The organism is Tychonema sp. LEGE 06208 (assembly GCF_015207505.1).
In the GTDB taxonomy this organism is placed as follows: Bacteria; Cyanobacteriota; Cyanobacteriia; order Cyanobacteriales; family Microcoleaceae; genus Microcoleus.
Map to the genome: position 1 here is coordinate 48765 of NZ_JADEWT010000012.1, position 17210 is coordinate 65974.

The 17210-nt window shown below is 45.8% G+C and carries 11 protein-coding genes and 3 pseudogenes; 6 read left to right on the plus strand and 8 right to left on the minus strand.

Annotated features, from left to right (window positions below; translation table 11 throughout):
• Window positions 1-93 precede the first annotated feature (93 nt).
• Complete coding sequence (locus IQ263_RS05270) at window positions 94-1800, plus strand: helix-turn-helix transcriptional regulator (RefSeq protein ID WP_194066500.1); 1707 nt, start codon at window positions 94-96, stop codon at window positions 1798-1800.
• 554 nt (window positions 1801-2354) lie between these two features.
• Here the strand turns inward: IQ263_RS05270 and IQ263_RS05275 are convergent.
• Both IQ263_RS05275 and IQ263_RS05280 read right to left on the minus strand, forming a co-directional pair.
• On the minus strand, window positions 2355-4085 hold the full coding sequence (locus IQ263_RS05275) for an NAD(P)H-quinone oxidoreductase subunit 4 (protein ID WP_194066501.1): 1731 nt from the start codon (window positions 4083-4085) through the stop codon (window positions 2355-2357).
• A 342-nt stretch (window positions 4086-4427) separates the two neighbouring features.
• Entirely contained in the window at window positions 4428-5129 is a 702-nt protein-coding gene (locus IQ263_RS05280; protein WP_194066502.1) for a DUF4079 domain-containing protein, read from the minus strand.
• A gap of 275 nt (window positions 5130-5404) precedes the next feature.
• On the opposite strand from IQ263_RS05280, the pseudogene IQ263_RS05285 reads away from it, so the two are divergent.
• A pseudogene (locus IQ263_RS05285) lies at window positions 5405-5590 on the plus strand (winged helix-turn-helix domain-containing protein); the annotation flags it as partial.
• Between the two features lie 233 nt (window positions 5591-5823).
• On the opposite strand, the pseudogene IQ263_RS05290 reads toward IQ263_RS05285, so the two are convergent.
• The 3 genes and pseudogenes from IQ263_RS05290 to IQ263_RS05295 form a co-directional block, all read right to left on the minus strand.
• Window positions 5824-6027 (minus strand): annotated as a pseudogene (locus IQ263_RS05290) (NAD(P)H-quinone oxidoreductase subunit 4); the annotation flags it as partial.
• Between the two features lie 192 nt (window positions 6028-6219).
• Window positions 6220-6351: a hypothetical protein gene (locus IQ263_RS29180; protein WP_255515815.1), complete on the minus strand. Its 132-nt coding sequence runs from the start codon at window positions 6349-6351 to the stop codon at window positions 6220-6222.
• Between the two features lie 56 nt (window positions 6352-6407).
• Entirely contained in the window at window positions 6408-9929 is a 3522-nt protein-coding gene (locus IQ263_RS05295; RefSeq protein ID WP_194066503.1) for a leucine-rich repeat domain-containing protein, read from the minus strand.
• A 103-nt stretch (window positions 9930-10032) separates the two neighbouring features.
• Between IQ263_RS05295 and minC the strand changes: the two genes are divergently transcribed.
• The 4 genes and pseudogenes from minC (at window position 10033) to minE (ending at window position 12678) form a co-directional block, all read left to right on the plus strand.
• Entirely contained in the window at window positions 10033-10836 is an 804-nt protein-coding gene (gene minC, locus IQ263_RS05300; protein WP_194066504.1) for a septum site-determining protein MinC, read from the plus strand.
• A gap of 2 nt (window positions 10837-10838) precedes the next feature.
• Window positions 10839-11039, plus strand: a pseudogene (locus IQ263_RS28185) (hypothetical protein).
• A gap of 213 nt (window positions 11040-11252) precedes the next feature.
• Window positions 11253-12059 (plus strand): septum site-determining protein MinD, encoded by an 807-nt coding sequence (gene minD, locus IQ263_RS05305; RefSeq protein WP_194066505.1) that lies wholly within the window; start codon window positions 11253-11255, stop codon window positions 12057-12059.
• Between the two features lie 247 nt (window positions 12060-12306).
• Complete coding sequence (gene minE, locus IQ263_RS05310) at window positions 12307-12678, plus strand: cell division topological specificity factor MinE (RefSeq protein WP_194008435.1); 372 nt, start codon at window positions 12307-12309, stop codon at window positions 12676-12678.
• Between the two features lie 328 nt (window positions 12679-13006).
• Here the strand turns inward: minE and IQ263_RS05315 are convergent, their stop codons facing one another.
• The 3 genes from IQ263_RS05315 to IQ263_RS05325 form a co-directional block, all read right to left on the minus strand.
• Window positions 13007-15619: a chloride channel protein gene (locus tag IQ263_RS05315; RefSeq protein ID WP_194066506.1), complete on the minus strand. Its 2613-nt coding sequence runs from the start codon at window positions 15617-15619 to the stop codon at window positions 13007-13009.
• Between the two features lie 38 nt (window positions 15620-15657).
• On the minus strand, window positions 15658-15873 hold the full coding sequence (locus tag IQ263_RS05320; RefSeq protein WP_194066507.1) for a hypothetical protein: 216 nt from the start codon (window positions 15871-15873) through the stop codon (window positions 15658-15660).
• A gap of 86 nt (window positions 15874-15959) precedes the next feature.
• The gene (locus tag IQ263_RS05325) at window positions 15960-17114 is read right to left on the minus strand and encodes a DUF58 domain-containing protein (protein WP_194066508.1); all 1155 of its coding nucleotides are present in this window, start codon (window positions 17112-17114) and stop codon (window positions 15960-15962) included.
• Window positions 17115-17210 lie beyond the last annotated feature (96 nt).

Here is a 17210-nt window from a genome sequence, read left to right on the forward strand (position 1 = left end):
GCAAACTGAACTTTAACCGATGCAATTGTTCGCCCGCGAGAAGTCACAGAATATAATAGAAGATAGATTTTTAGTAGAGGCGAGATTCCTACCTTGACTACTCCGATTCCTCAAAACTTTGTGCAAAATATCGCCAAACAGCTCGGTGTGACAGATGCCGAGTTAAAAACCGTGTTTATGGCTCTTGACGGTCAATCTACCGCTACTATCGCCAAAAAGCTCGGCATTAGCGACATCGCCGTTCGCAAAAGACTAGGCGAAGTTTACAAAAAGTTTCAGATTGGGGGGAACGGCCCAGGAAAATTGTCAGAATTGAGACATCAGTTACTGTTTTCATACCACGCAGAGCAGGGAGCAAGCGATTTTAGTCCCGGAGGTAAAGGATCTTTTTTCAAAATGCCGCTCCTCTCCGTTGGCGTAGCCTCTGTTGGGGCGGGCTTTCCTTCGGATCGCTTCGCTAACGCTAACGGGCGCAGACAAGAAGATTGGGGCCAAGCACCGGATGTTGCGGTTTTTTACGGACGCAGTGAAGAATTAACTGCGCTAAAACAGTCGATCGTATCGGATAATTGTCGCTTGGTAGCGCTGCTGGGTTTGGCCGGTAGCGGGAAAACAACTCTGTCGGTACAGTTGGCGAAACAGATACAGCATGAGTTTGATTTTGTGATTTGGCGATCGCTGCGATCGACACCAACACCATCCGAATTTCTAGACAGCTTAATTCAACTTTTTTATAACCCAAAAAAGCCCGATGTGCCGTTAGCCGCTCCATCGAAAAAGATCGATCTCAACGACAAAATTTCGTGCTTAATCGAGCATTTGCGAAAACAGCGCTGTCTGCTAATTGTAGACGATTTTGAAGCAGTCCTCCGACCCGAAGAACTAGCGGGACACTACCGCGAAGGCTGCGAAGGCTATCGAGATTTAATTGTGCGCCTCGGTCAAGTCAATCACCATAGCTGTTTAGTGCTAGTTAGTGCCGAAGAACCTACAGAACTAGCTTTGCTGGCGGGAGAAAAAGTGCGGTCTTTCAAACCCGCTATTTCTGAAGAAATAGCCAGAGAGATTTTCCAAGAAAAAGGCTTGTCAGCTCGCGATCGAGAGTGGGAAATTTTGTTAGCTCGCTACGGAGGAAATTTGTTAGCATTAAAAATTGTGGCAACCACAATTAACGATTTTTTTGATGGTAATGTTGTCAAATTTTTAGAAGCGACGGCGTTATTTATTGAAGAACACATCAGCAATTTACTCGCGCAGCAATTCGATCGAATGTCGAATTCAGAACAAGAGATTGTCTGCTGGCTGGCTATTGCACAAAGTCCGATTTCCCTGACGACTTTGCGAGAAAAAATGTTAGTCAATTCCTCGCTTTCCGATTTGCTAAAAAATCTCGATTCTCTCAGCCGTCGCTTGCTGATTGAAAAAATCAGTGAGGGCGGAGAAACTGTTTTTAGGCTTCAGCCTTTAATTGTGAAATACGTCAGCGAAAGATTGGTTGAGCAGATTCGGGTGGAGGTTTTGGAAACAGTTAAAACGCAAGGAACAGAAAGAATGCGGCTGTTGAAAACTCACAATTTTAGCCAGAGTATTGCTCAAGAAAAAGCCGGTGAAGAATCTCGCAGTCGCTCAATTTTAGCATTAGTTAAAAATCGGCTGCAAGTGTTGTTTCTCAAAACTACAGGCTTTGAAGAACCGCTAAATATCCTGACGAAAGTTGTCTCGGGTTTGGAGGATAAATCGACGCTTGAGGTGGGATATGCGAAGGAGAATCTAGCGCAGATTATTTGGGAATTTCAGTAGACTTGAATTGCACCCAGGCCATCTCAAGACTTGAAATTAATCTGCGTTGAGCGCCGTCAATCTGCAATTTTCCAAGCGATCGTATCATGTTCCGTAGATTAATCACAAAAATGGTTCGCGCGTGCGTCAGTAAGTGTCCGCACGCGCGATCCGAACTGTGCGTTTAATCGAGTATTTGTGGGGTGCGGATACATCAAAAATTCCGTGCATTCCATCGACAATCTGACGTAGCGGATCTATGAAATTGTCGATTTTTTGTTATAAATTTTCGAGCACGACGCACCCTAGGCTTCCTTCTTTCTTCTTTTCACCCTGAGCGAAGCCGTTATAGCCTTCTTCCTGATAACGTTGGACGGAAAGCTCGGGGGGGGACAGCACTAATAACTAATGACTAGCCTTCGACTTCGCTCAGGCTAAAATAACCAATAACCAATAACCAATAACCAATAACCAATAACCAATAACCAATAACTAACAACTTTAACAAAAAAAAACGATCGCCCTTTCAAAAAAAGCGATCGCCCAATTTTCAGCAAAAACAGAATTCGATAAAATTATTTGACAATACCGAAAGCCGATGCAGATTCAGATCCAGTAATTTGGCCCAAAGCAGGCGCTGTTGGAGTCTGTACAATTTTGGGTGTCAAAAATCCCTTCGCATAAATCTGAGGATTTTCTTGAACGATTAGGGTGTAAGATTGGCGGACTTCAGCGTTTACCGCCACAGTCGTCGCATCGTAAACTTGCATCGCCATGTTGGGATAAAAACCAATTCCCACAATCGGTATCAAAAAGCAAAATGCGATCGCCACTTCCCGAGGTTTAGCATCAATAAACTGTGCATCACCAGGCAAAATACAACTATTACCGAAACAAACCGCTTCATCCAGATTCTCTCGCTGATTCCGCAAATCTAGATCCTCAAGGTCACAAGCCGCCAATGTTCCACAGTTGTAAAATAACTGTCGCAGCATCGAGAGCAAATAAATCGGTGTCAAAATCACTCCCACCGCCGCCAAAAACACGATCGCCGCGCGGAAAGAAGTGCCGTAAACATCGCTCGTTGCAACGCCTACAAAAACTGACAATTCGCTAGCAAAACCGCTCATACCGGGGAGTGCCAAAGAAGCCATTGCGCCTGCGGTAAACAAGGCAAAAACTTTCGGCATCACTTTCCCAATCTCGCCCATCTCGTCCATCACCATTGTATGGGTGCGATCGTAGGTAACGCCAGCCAGGAAAAACAATACTGAGGCGATCAAACCGTGGGAAATCATTTGCAGCAGCGCCCCGTTGATTCCCAAATCCGTGAAGGAAGCAATACCCAACAACACGAATCCCATGTGAGAAATCGACGAATTCGCAAGGCGGCGCTTCATGTTCGTTTGGCCGAAGGAATTCAGCGCGCCGTAGATAATGTTAACAACACCCAGCACCGCCATAATCGGTGCAAAGTAAATGTGTGCTTTCGGAAGAAGTTCCAAATTCAGGCGGATCAGTCCGTAGCCGCCCATTTTCAGCAACACGCCGGCCAGAATCATCGACACGGGAGAAGATGCTTCGCCGTGGGCATCAGGCAGCCATGTGTGAAAGGGGAAAATCGCCAGTTTTACGCCGAAGGCAATGAACAATCCGCCATAAAGCAGGATTTCTAAACCCAGCGGGTAGTCCTTCAAGCCGAGTTCTACCATGTCGAAGGTAACGTTTCCTCCGCCGTAAAATCCCATTGCTAAGGCAGCTATCAGAATAAAAATGGAAGCGCCGGCGGTGTAAATCAAGAATTTGGTAGCTGCGTAGCGACGGTTTTGTCCGCCCCAAATCGAGATTAGCAGGTACACCGGAATTAGTTCTAGTTCCCAGACAATGAACAGCAGCATGATGTCTTGGGCGACGAATACTCCGATTTGTGCCGAGTACATCACCAACATTAGGAAGTAGAACAATCGCGGCTTGCGATCGACCTCCCATGCAGCAAAAATAGATAGCGTCGTCACCAATCCCGCCAACAACACCAGCGGAACCGACAGCCCGTCAACCGAAACAGACCAGTTGAGCCCTAAAGAAGGAATCCAGGAATATTTCTCGACGATTTGGAAAGTAGAGATGCTCGGATCGTAGTGAGTCCAAAACACCCAGCACATCAATACAAAGTCTGCAATACCAACGCTCAGAGCATACCAGCGGACTGTTTTGCCGTCTGTATCCGGTAAAAAAGGGATGGCGACGGCAGCTATGAGGGGTAGGATGACAATTGCGGTCAGCCAAGGAAATTGATCCGCTATCATGATAGTGAGAATAAATACTTAGTTGGAATTTACGACAATTATAATACTAAATTTAAGTAAAACTTAACATTTGTAAATATTTTTTTTGATAAATACCGCAGCGGCTAGCAAAAGCATAGATTGCGGCAAATGTCAAGAGTTTGTTGCAGTTATTTTATTCAGCAGTTTTTAACCGGACTCAAACATTTTCTAGCAGCTAAAGTGGCTCTAAACCTCTCTGGACAAGGCTTGTGAAGTCGGAAACCCAAAAATGACAGTAATGCGACGGCCAGCATCTGTGTTGTGTATTTCTAGCATCGCCCAGCCCAAAAAATCCTTTTTACAAAACACAGATACTCCTGCTTACGGTTTCGGGCAAGTCTTATTGGTGAAATCACAGCTATAAATATACGGTTTTTGCCAGCTCAGAGGAATTTCTAACAAATCCCTGGTTCCCGTCATTCCCTGTCCCAGAAACAGCAGCACAGCGATCGAATTCAAGATGACATGGACAGTGCGCCACCGATTCGATCGATCTTTGTAAATATCTTCAACAATCGCCAGCGAAAACACCATCAGCAGCGCAGCGGTGATGCCAATGTAGTAGTGAGACCAATACCATTCATTAGTCCGCCGATAAACGCCATCTTGAGTGCCAAGAATCACCAAACCAGCACCAGTCAAAGTCGCAAATATGCCGCGCCACAAAGCAGGCGTAGCTCGATAGAGCATCACCAAAGAAGCAATAGTCGCCACAAACATCAGCACAATGAAAACGACTTGAAACGAGTTTTTGCTCCAAATTTGTTCGGTCAAAATATGCTCAAAAATCGCGTAGCCTAAACCCAACAACGTCACTCCTACCACCGAACCAGACAGAATTCGACCTGCTTTCAGGTGTTCTGAACCGACTACTGGGGGAATTTTGCTCTTTTCCCCGGATGCAACTTGCTTGCGGCGCTGCATCGTTTGCCAAGCCATATTCAGCACCACACCAAGCATCGGAAAAACGATCGCTACAGCTAAAATCGGATGCAGCAAAGCCAGAAAATCTTTAAGTTCCATACAATACCCTTTCGTTTTTCAATTCGATTGAACCTCACATCTTGCGCCCATCTCAAATCAGGCTTTTTCTTTGGTAAGAGCAGGTTTATTCAACCTCTCTGTAACTTTCTGTGACTGTTGGCGAAGCGAGCCCCTACAGGACGCTCGTGTTGCAATATCTCAGTTTAACTAAACTTTTGATACCTTCACGCAATCGATCGCGCGATCGAACAACACGCGAAGCTTCAACCAAATCCCCAATAGTAGCAAAAGAGACAACAACTCGCCAGGAGCGCCATTCCCGTCAAGTCATTACGCGCGATCGGATTTTAGAAAAAGTCTGGGGTTACGATTTTATGGGCGAATCAAATATTATTGAAGTGTATATTCGGGCGTTACGGATTAAGTTAGAAGCAAGTAACTCAAAACGCTTGCTGCATACTGTTCGGGGAGTTGGCTACGTGTTGCGAGAGCAAAAGTAATATTACAACCTATTCTAGGTTTATGAAGTACACAATCCTAACCGGGTTTTTATCTAAATTATATCAAATCCTCTTTTCATCGGAATAGTAAATTCACTGTTGACTGTTGACTGTTAACAGTTAAAATCATGAGGAGTGCAACCGGAATTGGTATTAAAGGTCTAGATGCAGTATTTTTGCAAAAAAACCCGGTTTCTCACCACTGGTGCGTAAGTCCTATCTATGCCTGTACTCTCTGCGATTTGGAAAGTAGAGATGCTCGGATCGTAATGTGTCCAAAACACCCAGCACATTAATACAAAATCTGCAATGCCTACACCCAGGGCGTACCACCGGATTGTTTTGCCGTTTGTATCGGGCAAAAAAGGGATGGCGACGGAAGCAACGAGGGGTAACAGGACAATTGCGGTTAGCCAAGGAAATTGATCCGCTATCATGGTGAGAATAAATACTTAGTTAGAAGTTACCCAGATTATAATACTAAATTTAATCAAAAATTAAGATTTGTAAATAAATCTTTTTTTTTAGAGATATGCGGAGCAAATCTGCTAAACACAACTTGCTGCAAAAGTCAAAAAGTTTTGCAGTTATGAGTCAGGAGTCATTAGTCGCACTTTAGCGGTTGACAATTACCGATGACCGATTACTCTGTTGTCATGCAGTGGAAAACTGTGGTAAACATTCAGATCGATCGCGATTAAGTCAAAAGCCGATCGCCAAAAGCTGCAATTAAAGTGCGATCGACTAATTGCGATCGCCATTTTCATTAATTCTCAGAAAGTTTCCTAATCAGCCATTAAGCCAAACACTTTTGAGTTTAAATCGGTTTGTCTTCTCCTGCTTGCTTGTGACGGAAATATTCGCGGATGGCGTTAATACCTTTTTCTGCAATTTCAATTGGGGGATCTTCGAGGGGGTTTTCTCTTAAATCAAGTCTGGATAAATTGGTGAGACGGGTGATAGATTCTGGTACGCTTGTCAGTCCGTTGTGACTTAAATCAAGTTGGGATAAATTGGTGAGACGGGAAATAGTTTCTGGTACGCTTGTCAGTCCGTTGTTCCATAAAGCAAGTGTGGATAAATTGGTGAGACGGGTGATAGATTCTGGTACGCTTGTCAGTTCGTTGTCACTTAAATCAAGTGTGGATAAATTGGTGAGACGGGTGATAGATTCTGGTACGCTTGTCAGTCCGTTTCCACCTAGATTAAGATAGGATAAATTGGAGAGACGGGTGATAGATTCTGGTACGCTCGTCAGTTGGTTGTAACTTAAATCAAGTGTGGATAAATTGGTGAGATGGGAGATAGATTCTGGTACGCTTGTCAGTCCGTTTTCACCTAAATTAAGATAGGATAAATTGGTGAGACGGGTGATAGATTCTGGTACGCTCGTCAGTTTGTTCGCACCTAAATTAAGATAGGATAAATTGGTAAGACGGGTGATAGATTCTGGTACGCTTGTCAGTTGGTTTCTACTTAAATTAAGTTTGGATAAATTGGTGAGACGGGTGATAGATTCTGGTACGCTCGTCAGTTTGTTGCCATATAAAGAAAGTGCGGATAAATTGGTGAGATGGGAGATAGATTCTGGTACGCTCGTCAGTTGGTTCCAACTTAAATCAAGTGTGGATAAATTGGTGAGACGGGAGATAGATTCGGGTACGCTCGTCAGTTTGTTGCCATATAAATTAAGATAGGATAAATTGGTGAGACGGGCGATAGATTCTGGTACGCTCGTCAGTTTGTTGTTCGTTAAATCAAGTCTGGATAAATTGGAGAGACGGGAGATAGATTCTGGTACGCTTGTCAGTTTGTTGCAACTTAAATTCAACTTTTCCAACCATTCCAACTCAAACACCTCGGTCGGAATTTCGGTTAATGAATTACTGCTCAAATCTAATTCAGTGAGGCGTTGTTCCTTGACTCCTTGAATTAATCGGAAATATTTACGAATCGCGTTAATACCTTGTTTTGCAATTTCAATTGGGGGATATTCGAGGGGGTTGCTACCTAAATCAAGTGTGGATAAATTGGTCAGACAGGTGATAGATTTTGGTACGCTCGTCAGTTGGTTGTTACTTAAATCAAGTTTGGATAAATTGGTGAGACGGGTGATAGATTCTGGTACGCTTGTCAGTTGGTTACTACCTAAATAAAGTTCGGATAAATTGGTGAGATGGGAGATAGATTCTGGTACGCTCGTCAGTTGGTTCTTACTTAAATCAAGTGTGGATAAATTGGTGAGATGGGTGATAGATTCTGGTACGCTCGTCAGTTGGTTGTCATATAAATAAAGTGTGGATAAATTGGTGAGATTGGAGATAGATTCTGGTACGCTTGCCAGTTTGTTGTTCGTTAAATCAAGTGTGGATAAATTGGTGAGATTGGAGATAGATTCTGGTACGCTCGTCAGTTGGTTGTTAGTTAAATAAAGTGTGGATAAATTGGTGAGACTGGAGATAGATTCTGGTACGCTCGTCAGTTGGTTGTTACTTAAATAAAGTTCGGATAAATTGGTGAGATTGGAGATAGATTCTGGTACGCTCGTCAGTTGGTTGTTACTTAAATCAAGTTTGGATAAATTGGTGAGATTGGAGATAGATTCTGGTACGCTTGCCAGTTGGCTGCCACGTAAAAAAAGTATGGATAAATTGGAGAGACGGGAGATAGATTCTGGTACGCTCGTCAGTTGGTTGCCACTTAAAAAAAGTATGGATAAATTGGTGAGACTGGAGATAGATTCTGGTACGCTCGTCAGTTGGTTGTTACTTAAATAAAGTGTGGATAAATTGGTGAGACGGGAGATAGATTCTGGTACGCTCGTCAGTTGGTTGTTCGTTAAATCAAGTGCGGATAAATTGGTGAGACGGGTGATAGATTCTGGTACGCTCGTCAGTTGGTTTTCAACTAAATAAAGTTCAGATAAATTGGTGAGACGGGTGATAGATTCTGGTACGCTCGTCAGTTGGTTGTTACTTAAATTCAACTTTTCCAACCATTCCAACTCAAACACCTCGGTCGGAATTTCGGTTAATGAATTACCGCTCAAATCCAATTCAGTGAGGCGTTGTTCCTTGACTCCTTGAATTAATCGGAAATATTTACGAATCGCCTTAATACCTTGTTTTGCAATTTCAATTGGGGGATCTTCGAGGGGGTTGCTACCTAAATCAAGTTCGGATAAATTGGTGAGACGGGTGATAAATTCTGGTACGCTCGTCAGTTGGTTGCTACTTAAAAAAAGTTTGGATAAATTGGTGAGACGGGTGATAGATTCTGGTACGCTCGTCAGTTGGTTGCCACTTAAATTAAGTGTGGATAAATTGGAGAGACGGGTGATAGATTCTGGTACGCTTGCCAGTTGGTTGTTACTTAAATTAAGTGTGGATAAATTGGAGAGACGGGTGATAGATTCTGGTACGCTTGCCAGTTGGTTGTTATTTAAATAAAGTTCGGATAAATTGGTGAGACGGGTGATAGATTCTGGTACGCTCGTCAGTTGGTTACTACCTAAAAAAAGTGTGGATAAATTGGTGAGATGGGTGATAGATTCTGGTACGCTTGTCAGTTGGTTTTCACTTAAATCAAGTGTGGATAAATTGGTGAGAAGGGTGATATTTTCTGGTACGCTTGTCAGTTGGTTACTACCTAAATAAAGATCGGATAAATTGGTGAGATGGGAGATAGATTCTGGTACGCTCGTCAGTTGGTTGCTACTTAAATTAAGTTCGGATAAATTGGTGAGACGGGTGATAGATTCTGGTACGATCGTCAGTCCGTTGTAACTTAAATCAAGTTTGGATAAATTGGTGAGATGGGAGATAGATTCTGGTACGCTCGTCAGTTTGTTGTTACTTAAATCAAGTTTGGATAAATTGGTGAGATGGGAGATAGATTCTGGTACGCTCGTCAGTTGGTTGTTACTTAAATCAAGTATGGATAAATTGGTGAGATGGGAGATAGATTCTGGTACGCTCGTCAGTTGGTTGTCACTTAAATTAAGTTTGGATAAATTGGTGAGACGGGAGATAGCTTCTGGTACGCTTGTCAGTTCGTTGTTATATAAATCAAGTGTGGATAACTTGGTGAGACGGGTGATAGATTCTGGTACGCTCGTCAGTTGGTTGAAACATAAATCAAGTGTGGATAACTTGGTGAGACGGGTGATAGATTCTGGTACGCTCGTCAGTTGGTTGCCACTTAAATTCAACGTTTCCAACCATTCCAACTCAAACACCTCGGTCGGAATTTCGGTTAATGAATTACTCATCAAATCTAATGCAGTGAAGCGGTGTTGCTTGACTTGTTGAATTTCTTGGCGAATTGTGTCAGTAGTCATTTCCCTGTCCCCAAATATCTTTAAATATTACACTAAATGGTAAATATCACCGATCGAGCTAATATTGATCTTAACCTGTCCATACCCGAACTCAGACCTGTCCATGACACCCGATGTTTTCCCCGGAGCCGCTGCGGAACCGGCCCCTGAATCAACACCCGAAATCAGCTTAGATTTGCAAGTCCGACTCAAGACTGAAGACGGACAGCTATTGTTGCTGCTTCCTCCAGAAACCAACACCGAGGCCGCAACTGGTGCGGCTTCGACTTGGACTGAACTTTGCCAGCAGCTAAAAGTTAGGCTGAATGCAGGAGAACGCTTTTGGCAGCCAAATGCAGAAGTAAAATTGATGGGGAGCGATCGACTTTTAGATATCCGCCAACTGCAAGAAATCGCCGATGCCCTATCGGAAGTGGAACTGCAACTCAAACGAGTCTACACCAGCCGCCGTCAAACCGCCGTTGCTGCAGCTACTGCAGGCTATTGTGTAGAACAGCAGCCTCCGGTTTCTTCTCTGAGTCAAACGGTGGCCGAAAAACCGCAATCGCTGGCGGAACCTTTATATTTGCAGATGACAGTGCGATCGGGCGTAGAAATTCGCCATCCAGGGACGATCGTACTTTTGGGAGATGTAAATCCCGGTGGCTCAGTCATCGCCGGAGGAGATATCCTAGTTTGGGGGCGTTTGCGGGGCGTAGTGCACGCCGGTGCCGGTGGCAATACCAAAAGCGTGATTATGACCTTGCAGATGGAACCGATGGTGATTAGGATTGCTAAGTATGTGGCCAGAGGCCCTGAAACCTCACCCGCTCAGTTTTTCCCGGAAGTCGCCTATGTGACACCTCAAGGGATTCGGATCGGTAGAGCCTCGGATTTTGACAAATCGCAGTTAATTGGGGGTGATTAGTTATTGGTTATTGGTTATTGGTTATTGGTCATTGGTTATTGGTCATTAGTCATTGGTTATTGGTTATTGGTTATTAGTTATTAGTTATTGGTTATTGGTTATTGGTTATTGGTTATTGGTTATTAGTTATTGGTTATTGGTTATTGGTTATTGGTTATTGGTTATTGGTTCCTCGCTACGAATTCCCAATTTCCAATTCTTAATTTCCAATAACAACTGACAACTGACAACTGACAACTGACAACTGACAACTGACAACTGACAACTGACAACTGACAACTGACAACTGACAACTGACAACTGACAACTGACAACTAACAACTGACAACTGACAACTGACAACTAACAACTGACAACTGACAACTAACAACTAACAACTGACAACTGACAACTGACTAATAAATCTAAAATCGCTTATGGCTCGCATTATTGTTGTTACATCAGGGAAAGGCGGAGTGGGAAAAACCACATCCACAGCCAATCTCGGCATGGCTTTAGCTAAGCGGGGGCGCAATGTTGCCGTCATTGATGCCGATTTCGGTCTCAGAAATTTAGACTTGCTGCTGGGCTTAGAAAACCGCATTGTTTACACGGCCTTAGAAGTTCTCGCCGGAGAGTGCCGGTTAGAGCAAGCTTTGGTGAAAGATAAGCGGCAGCCGCGTTTGGTGCTGTTGCCGGCTGCCCAAACTCGGATGAAGGATGCCATCAGCGCTGAGCAAATGAAGCAGCTTGTGGGGATGTTGGGAGCAAAATACGACTATATTTTGATTGACTCTCCGGCTGGAATTGAACAGGGTTTTCAAAATGCGATCGCCCCGGCGCAAGAAGGCATCATTGTCACCACTCCAGAAATCGCTGCTGTCCGGGATGCCGATCGAGTCATCGGGCTGCTAGAAGCCAACAATGTCAAAAAAATTAGGCTGATCGTCAACCGGATCAGGCCTGCAATGGTGCTGGCAAATGATATGATGTCGGTGCAAGACGTGCGGGAAATCCTCGCCATTCCGCTGTTAGGCGTTGTTCCCGACGACGAGCGCGTCATTGTTTCTACGAACCGAGGCGAACCATTAGTATTGTCGGAAACGGCCTCTTTAGCTGGAACGGCCTTCGACAATATTGCCCGCCGCTTAGAAGGCGAAAAAGTTGACTTTCTCGATCTCAATTCCCGTCCCGAAAACTTTTTTACTCGCCTCCGCAAGTTCTTCAATACTAAAATTATGTGATGTGCTGCAATATTGGCGATCGACCTCAAACAGCAACCACCGCACCACAAAAATTACTTGAAAGTTTTCCCAAGTGATACCGGTTCCCCAAAAGCATCAAACTGCTGCCCCCTACTCCAACCCAGACGGGAATAAGTCATTCCCCAATCTTAAAATCTCAAACTTGTATTGAGCGAAGCCGAAGTATCTAAAATCTAAAATCGACTGACTTGTTCTATGCCCAACCCTTGACAAATCCGCTATACCCATGCTATACACACTTCTCGAACGACTTTTCCCGCGCACCCCTGACAACAGCCGCGACGATGTAAAACGTCGCCTGAAACTGGTTTTAGCCCACGATCGCTCAGAGCTCAGCCCCGAAATGGTTGAATCGATGCGCCGAGAAATTCTAGAGGTGGTGTCTCGCTATGTGGAAATCGATACTACTGAGTCGGAGTTTGCGCTTGCTAGCGATCAGCGGGCGACAGCATTGATTGCAAATCTCCCGATCCGGCGCGTCCGCCTCGAACAGCCACGGGAGAATTTGCCCCAGAATTTGCCCCAGAATTTGCCCCAAGATATTCCCGAGTATGTACCGGAGTATGTCGTGGACATTCTCCCGGAAACGACAGATTAACCGGGGAGCATCTGCGGCTTTGTAAAAATATTTTTTTGTGGGAATGCGATCCTTTACTAGGCGATCGCGCGACAGCGCTACAAAAACAAAACTCAGATGCTCTCTCAAAAAATGCGATCGTTTCTATTAAAAATTTTTCAAGATCAAAACAAATCACCGGATTAGCGATCGCTCTACGATTTCTATTCTGTTCGCTAGATTACTATAACAAAAACGTTTCGCAGTGCGGACGACCGTCCGTAATAAGAACGGACAGTCGTCCGCACGAACCTTATTTACTGTGGCTAATCGACCGGAAACTATATCTCTTGTGATTCATTTTTCTGCTTCAAGACGCTCTCACCAAAATTACATTGCAGTTGCTTTGACGAGAAATCAGGGCTGGAATATTTCCCTGTTTCATCTGTTGCAACAATCCCTCTCGACTCGCACCCAAAATAATCACATCGCTCCCATCCTGCTTGGCATAACTCAATACTGCAGCCGACACAGAATCAGCACATACAGAAGTCGTTAAGATAGAGGCATTCACTTGGGGCTTGAGAAACTCAGCGGCAGCTTTCAAGATTTCTTCGGTTGGTTCAAAGTCAACACGATTGGCTTGGCGCTCCTCAGAAGCATCGTACACATGAAATAATCTGACTTGTGCGGTTTTGGTCAGAGAAATCAATCCAGGTAGCAACCGAACTGCTTGATGGGCATTGGGCCCGCCTGCCATTGGTACTAACCACCGCTCAAAAATTGCTCGATCGATTAACTTCACCAACACCACTTCACAAACAGCCTGTCGAATCATAGTATCGACAACTCGACTAAAAACCCGCCCCGGTGTTTTAGTGCTGCCTTTCCAGCCCATTAAGACGAGATCGATATGTCGCTCTTCGATCGTTTCGAGAATGGCACTTGACAAATCATGCGCCACTAGAATCTGGGTATGGATCGGAACTTGCCACGCTTGACACAGACGGATTGCCTGCTTTAGTAACTTTTGACCCTCCGCCGTTTTTACTGGAGTTTCTGCAAGCGCCTCATGTCTTGGCACAACAATCACCTGCAAACATTCAATTTCATAGTTGCGATCGCGGGCAATTGCCACTGCCATTTCTAACAGCGTCAGGGAGGTTTTTGGATTGCTCAACGGCACGAGGATGCGCCCTTGTCCAGTTTCGGGCGATTTGGTTTGATGAATTATCCGAGATCGTTCTACCTTTGGTTGAGCGAGACTTTCGTTGTTGAGATAAGCTGCTTCAACGCGAATAATATCGCTGCGGGTAATAATACCGACCAATCGCCGTCCTTCTACGACTGGTAAGCTATGGAGATTGTGTCGATCGAGCAAATGCAGCACATAGGCAAGCGTATCTTCTGGGTTAATGCGAACCGGCTCTGGTGTCATCAGCTCGCTGACAAGATTCTCACCATTCAATCCTCGTGCAGAAAAGTTGGTAATATCCTTTTGAGTTACAATGCCGACAAGCTTGCCGCTTTCTACCACCGGAAACGTGCGGTGGGAAGACAGGGAAAACGCCTGTAACGCTTCTTCCAGACGAATCCGACTAGAAAGCGTTTCTACTTTCGGCTGCATCACATTCAATGCAGTTAAATCTGTCCAAGGATCTTGAGCGCTCGTTTCTTTCGTCAGGTGAATGCCTTTAAAGGCCAGCAAGCGATCGTAAAGCGAACCCTCATCAAGCAATTCTGCAATCAGGTAAGAAGTCACAGATACGATCATCAGCGGCAACACTAAATTAAAGTCAGTCGTCATCTCAAACACTAGGATTACCGCAGTAATCGGAGTGCGAGCAACCGCACAGAAAAATGCCGCCATCCCCACCCGTGCATAGGTGGTTGCCAGACTTAAACCCAAAACTTGGTGTTCTCCGACTCCTACGAGGTATCCTAACGCTGCACCCAGTACCATGCTGGGAATCAGCAACCCGCCCGGTGCGCCAGAACCGTAGGTGACGACGATCAGAAAAAACTGGATGCAAAAGACGATCGCCACGAGTTGCCAGTCTGCATTTCCGGTTAATAGCAGTTCTTTGAGTCCGGCATTGTCTCGAAATATATCTGGTAAAGCAGCGAGTGCAATTCCCGTAATCAGCCCAGCAAATCCGATTCGCCAGGGTAAGCCGACACGGAAAAAGCGGCGGTACAACGTCAAACTTGTCAGGATTGAGCGATTGAACAGCACGCCAAGTCCGCCTGCTATGATTCCCAGCAGCAGGTAAAACGGAATCTCAGAAGCAGAAAAGCTGGTATTAAAGACAACAAGATGCAGGTCTAAATCGAGATTGTGCGAACCACTGATCCGAGCGACAACTGACCCGATGAACGAAGCTAGGATAGCGGTTCCCAAGGTGATTCCTGACACGTCTTGCAACAGTTCTTCGACCACAAATAAAACACCTGCGATCGGCGCGTTAAACGCGGCTGCAAGTCCCGCTCCGGCTCCGGCTGCGAGGATCTGACGGCGATGATCGGGTGAAGTTGGGAACCATCGACTCAGTTGACTCGCTAACGCTGCCCCAATCTGTACCGTGGGGCCTTCTCGTCCGAGGGGTATGCCGGCAGCGAGTATGAGGGTGGCGCTGACCAACTTCACTAGGGCAATTCGTAAATTCAAAGGCATCGGAACGTTGGCGAGTACCGCCTTGACTTCGCTCATGCCGCTCCCGCTGGCGGCCGGAGCGAGGCGATCGACTATGAATCCAGACAAGAATCCGCCTAGGGCCCCGATCGAGGGTAGTGCAATATAGGCCGGGATGAAATGCGTTGCCTGTTGCCGCCAGCCGCCGAGCCAACCTACTCCTTGTGCCAACAGCAGCGCAGCAAGTCCTGACACTAGCCCAATCAGGCAGGCTTCAAAAATCGCTAATCGCTTGGGACGCAACAGTTGATGGGAAAAGCGACTCCAGATAAGTTTTCCGATGCGTATCATTTTGCCTTTGGGGAAAGTGCAGACGTTGACGATCCCGCTTAAAGCAGCGGTTTGGGGGATGGTGGACTGAGACCCGCAGGCTGCTCGGTGGGCGATCGCCAAAGCTGTTGTGGGTGATGCCTAAACCAGTAGTCTATCGTAATACCACCGACGAACAACAGCAGCAATAAATATAATTCTGTTCGCCCAAAAATAGCGTTTGAGCGATCGCCGGGAGAAAAATTTCTCTCTTTGTCATCAAATTCGTCTTTCATATTTCTTTAGCTAAACGATAAGAACACTCCCATTCTGACTGAAGTGGCTGCGATCTTCCTTCAGGGCGATCCTAACGTCTAAAAGTCTAGGAGATGCTTGCTTGTAACTGAAGTTCTAACGGTCGGTCGGAGCGAATTTCTAACCCTGGTAAATCGTGTTTTACTAATGTTTTTTCGCCTGTTTCAGCAGTGGCGCTCGGCCAGAGCACCCAGCGGCTACCTTGGGAAAGAGTGCTTAAACTCGTAGTGTTTGGAGTCAGCCAAATTATCGACTGTTTCGATCGAGAATCGATCGCCTCTTCCCCAGAATTAACCGCGGCTAAAATTTCCAAAACTACCCGGTTCCCCGATACGAGTCCGGTTCCGGCCGTCCAAAGTTTGACGTTTAACAGGCGCTTGCTAGCATAGAAGTAAAGAGAAGCTGCTACTGTCACGGCTCGTTCAAATTCCTTTGCTTCCCACAAAGCGCCGCTGTCGAGAGCAATAATAATGTCTTGACCGCCGGCGGCAACTTCTAACTCTCTCACGCGCAGTTCTCCGTAGCGGGCGCTGGTGCGCCAGTGGATCAGGCGGGTGGGGTCTCCGTGGCGGTAAGGTCTGAGGTTGCGGGTGAGGCCTTCGGTAGCAGTTTGCGATCGACTGCGATTGTACAATTGCGGGCTGTCTTCTTGACCGATGCGATCGATCAAAGGGCAAGCGCTCAACGGCAAAACCTGCGGGTAGACAACCGCCACCGCTTTCGCCGGACGGCTGCGGCGGCACCAAAACAACCCTAAAGGCGCAGCCGTTCTCAAGTGCACCTCTTGCCAGCGATAGATACCGCGCTGCGGGACTTCTCTATAGTATGTATCCCTGTATGTACTGTTAGGCTCTATGACTTCGATCGGGCGGATGACCTCTTTTCCCAATACAAACGGCAAGATGTCTACCACTTGCAACAAAGTTTTAGGTTGGCGATCGCGATTTGTGATTTCTAGTTCGATTGTAATTTGATCGCCCGCACTCACCGGTTCGATGGGGCGACGGCGCACTTCCAAAGAACGAAGCGATTTGACCGGCAAAACCGCCGCTACGACCAACAGCGCCAAACTCCCACCGCTTAGTGCGTACAACCAACCAGCCATTGTATTAGTAGCAGACCCAAAAAAGAAAACCGTCATTCCCGATAGCAGCCAACCCGCGTAGGCGGGGGTTACAGCACGATTTTCGAGCCAGCCGACAATTTTTTGACTGATATTCATACAAGTTAAAATTGTTAATTAGTCGATCGTCCCATCAAGCCCAATTGTAAAATATTTTCAGCATCTAGCACCGAATGAGCCAGCGAGCGATTAGAT

Bases quoted from the DNA above. Each gene is read 5' to 3' on its own strand.
- IQ263_RS05325 (WP_194066508.1), bottom strand. From the start codon at position 17,114: ATGAATATCAGTCAAAAAATTGTCGGCTGGCTCGAAAATCGTGCTGTA.
- IQ263_RS05320 (WP_194066507.1), bottom strand. From the start codon at position 15,873: ATGAAAGACGAATTTGATGACAAAGAGAGAAATTTTTCTCCCGGCGAT.
- IQ263_RS29180 (WP_255515815.1), bottom strand. From the start codon at position 6,351: ATGGCGATCGCAATTAGTCGATCGCACTTTAATTGCAGCTTTTGGCGA.
- IQ263_RS05275 (WP_194066501.1), bottom strand. From the start codon at position 4,085: ATGATAGCGGATCAATTTCCTTGGCTGACCGCAATTGTCATCCTACCC.
- IQ263_RS05315 (WP_194066506.1), bottom strand. From the start codon at position 15,619: ATGATACGCATCGGAAAACTTATCTGGAGTCGCTTTTCCCATCAACTG.
- minC (WP_194066504.1), top strand. From the start codon at position 10,033: ATGACACCCGATGTTTTCCCCGGAGCCGCTGCGGAACCGGCCCCTGAA.
- minE (WP_194008435.1), top strand. From the start codon at position 12,307: ATGCTATACACACTTCTCGAACGACTTTTCCCGCGCACCCCTGACAAC.
- IQ263_RS05295 (WP_194066503.1), bottom strand. From the start codon at position 9,929: ATGACTACTGACACAATTCGCCAAGAAATTCAACAAGTCAAGCAACAC.
- IQ263_RS05280 (WP_194066502.1), bottom strand. From the start codon at position 5,129: ATGGAACTTAAAGATTTTCTGGCTTTGCTGCATCCGATTTTAGCTGTA.
- minD (WP_194066505.1), top strand. From the start codon at position 11,253: ATGGCTCGCATTATTGTTGTTACATCAGGGAAAGGCGGAGTGGGAAAA.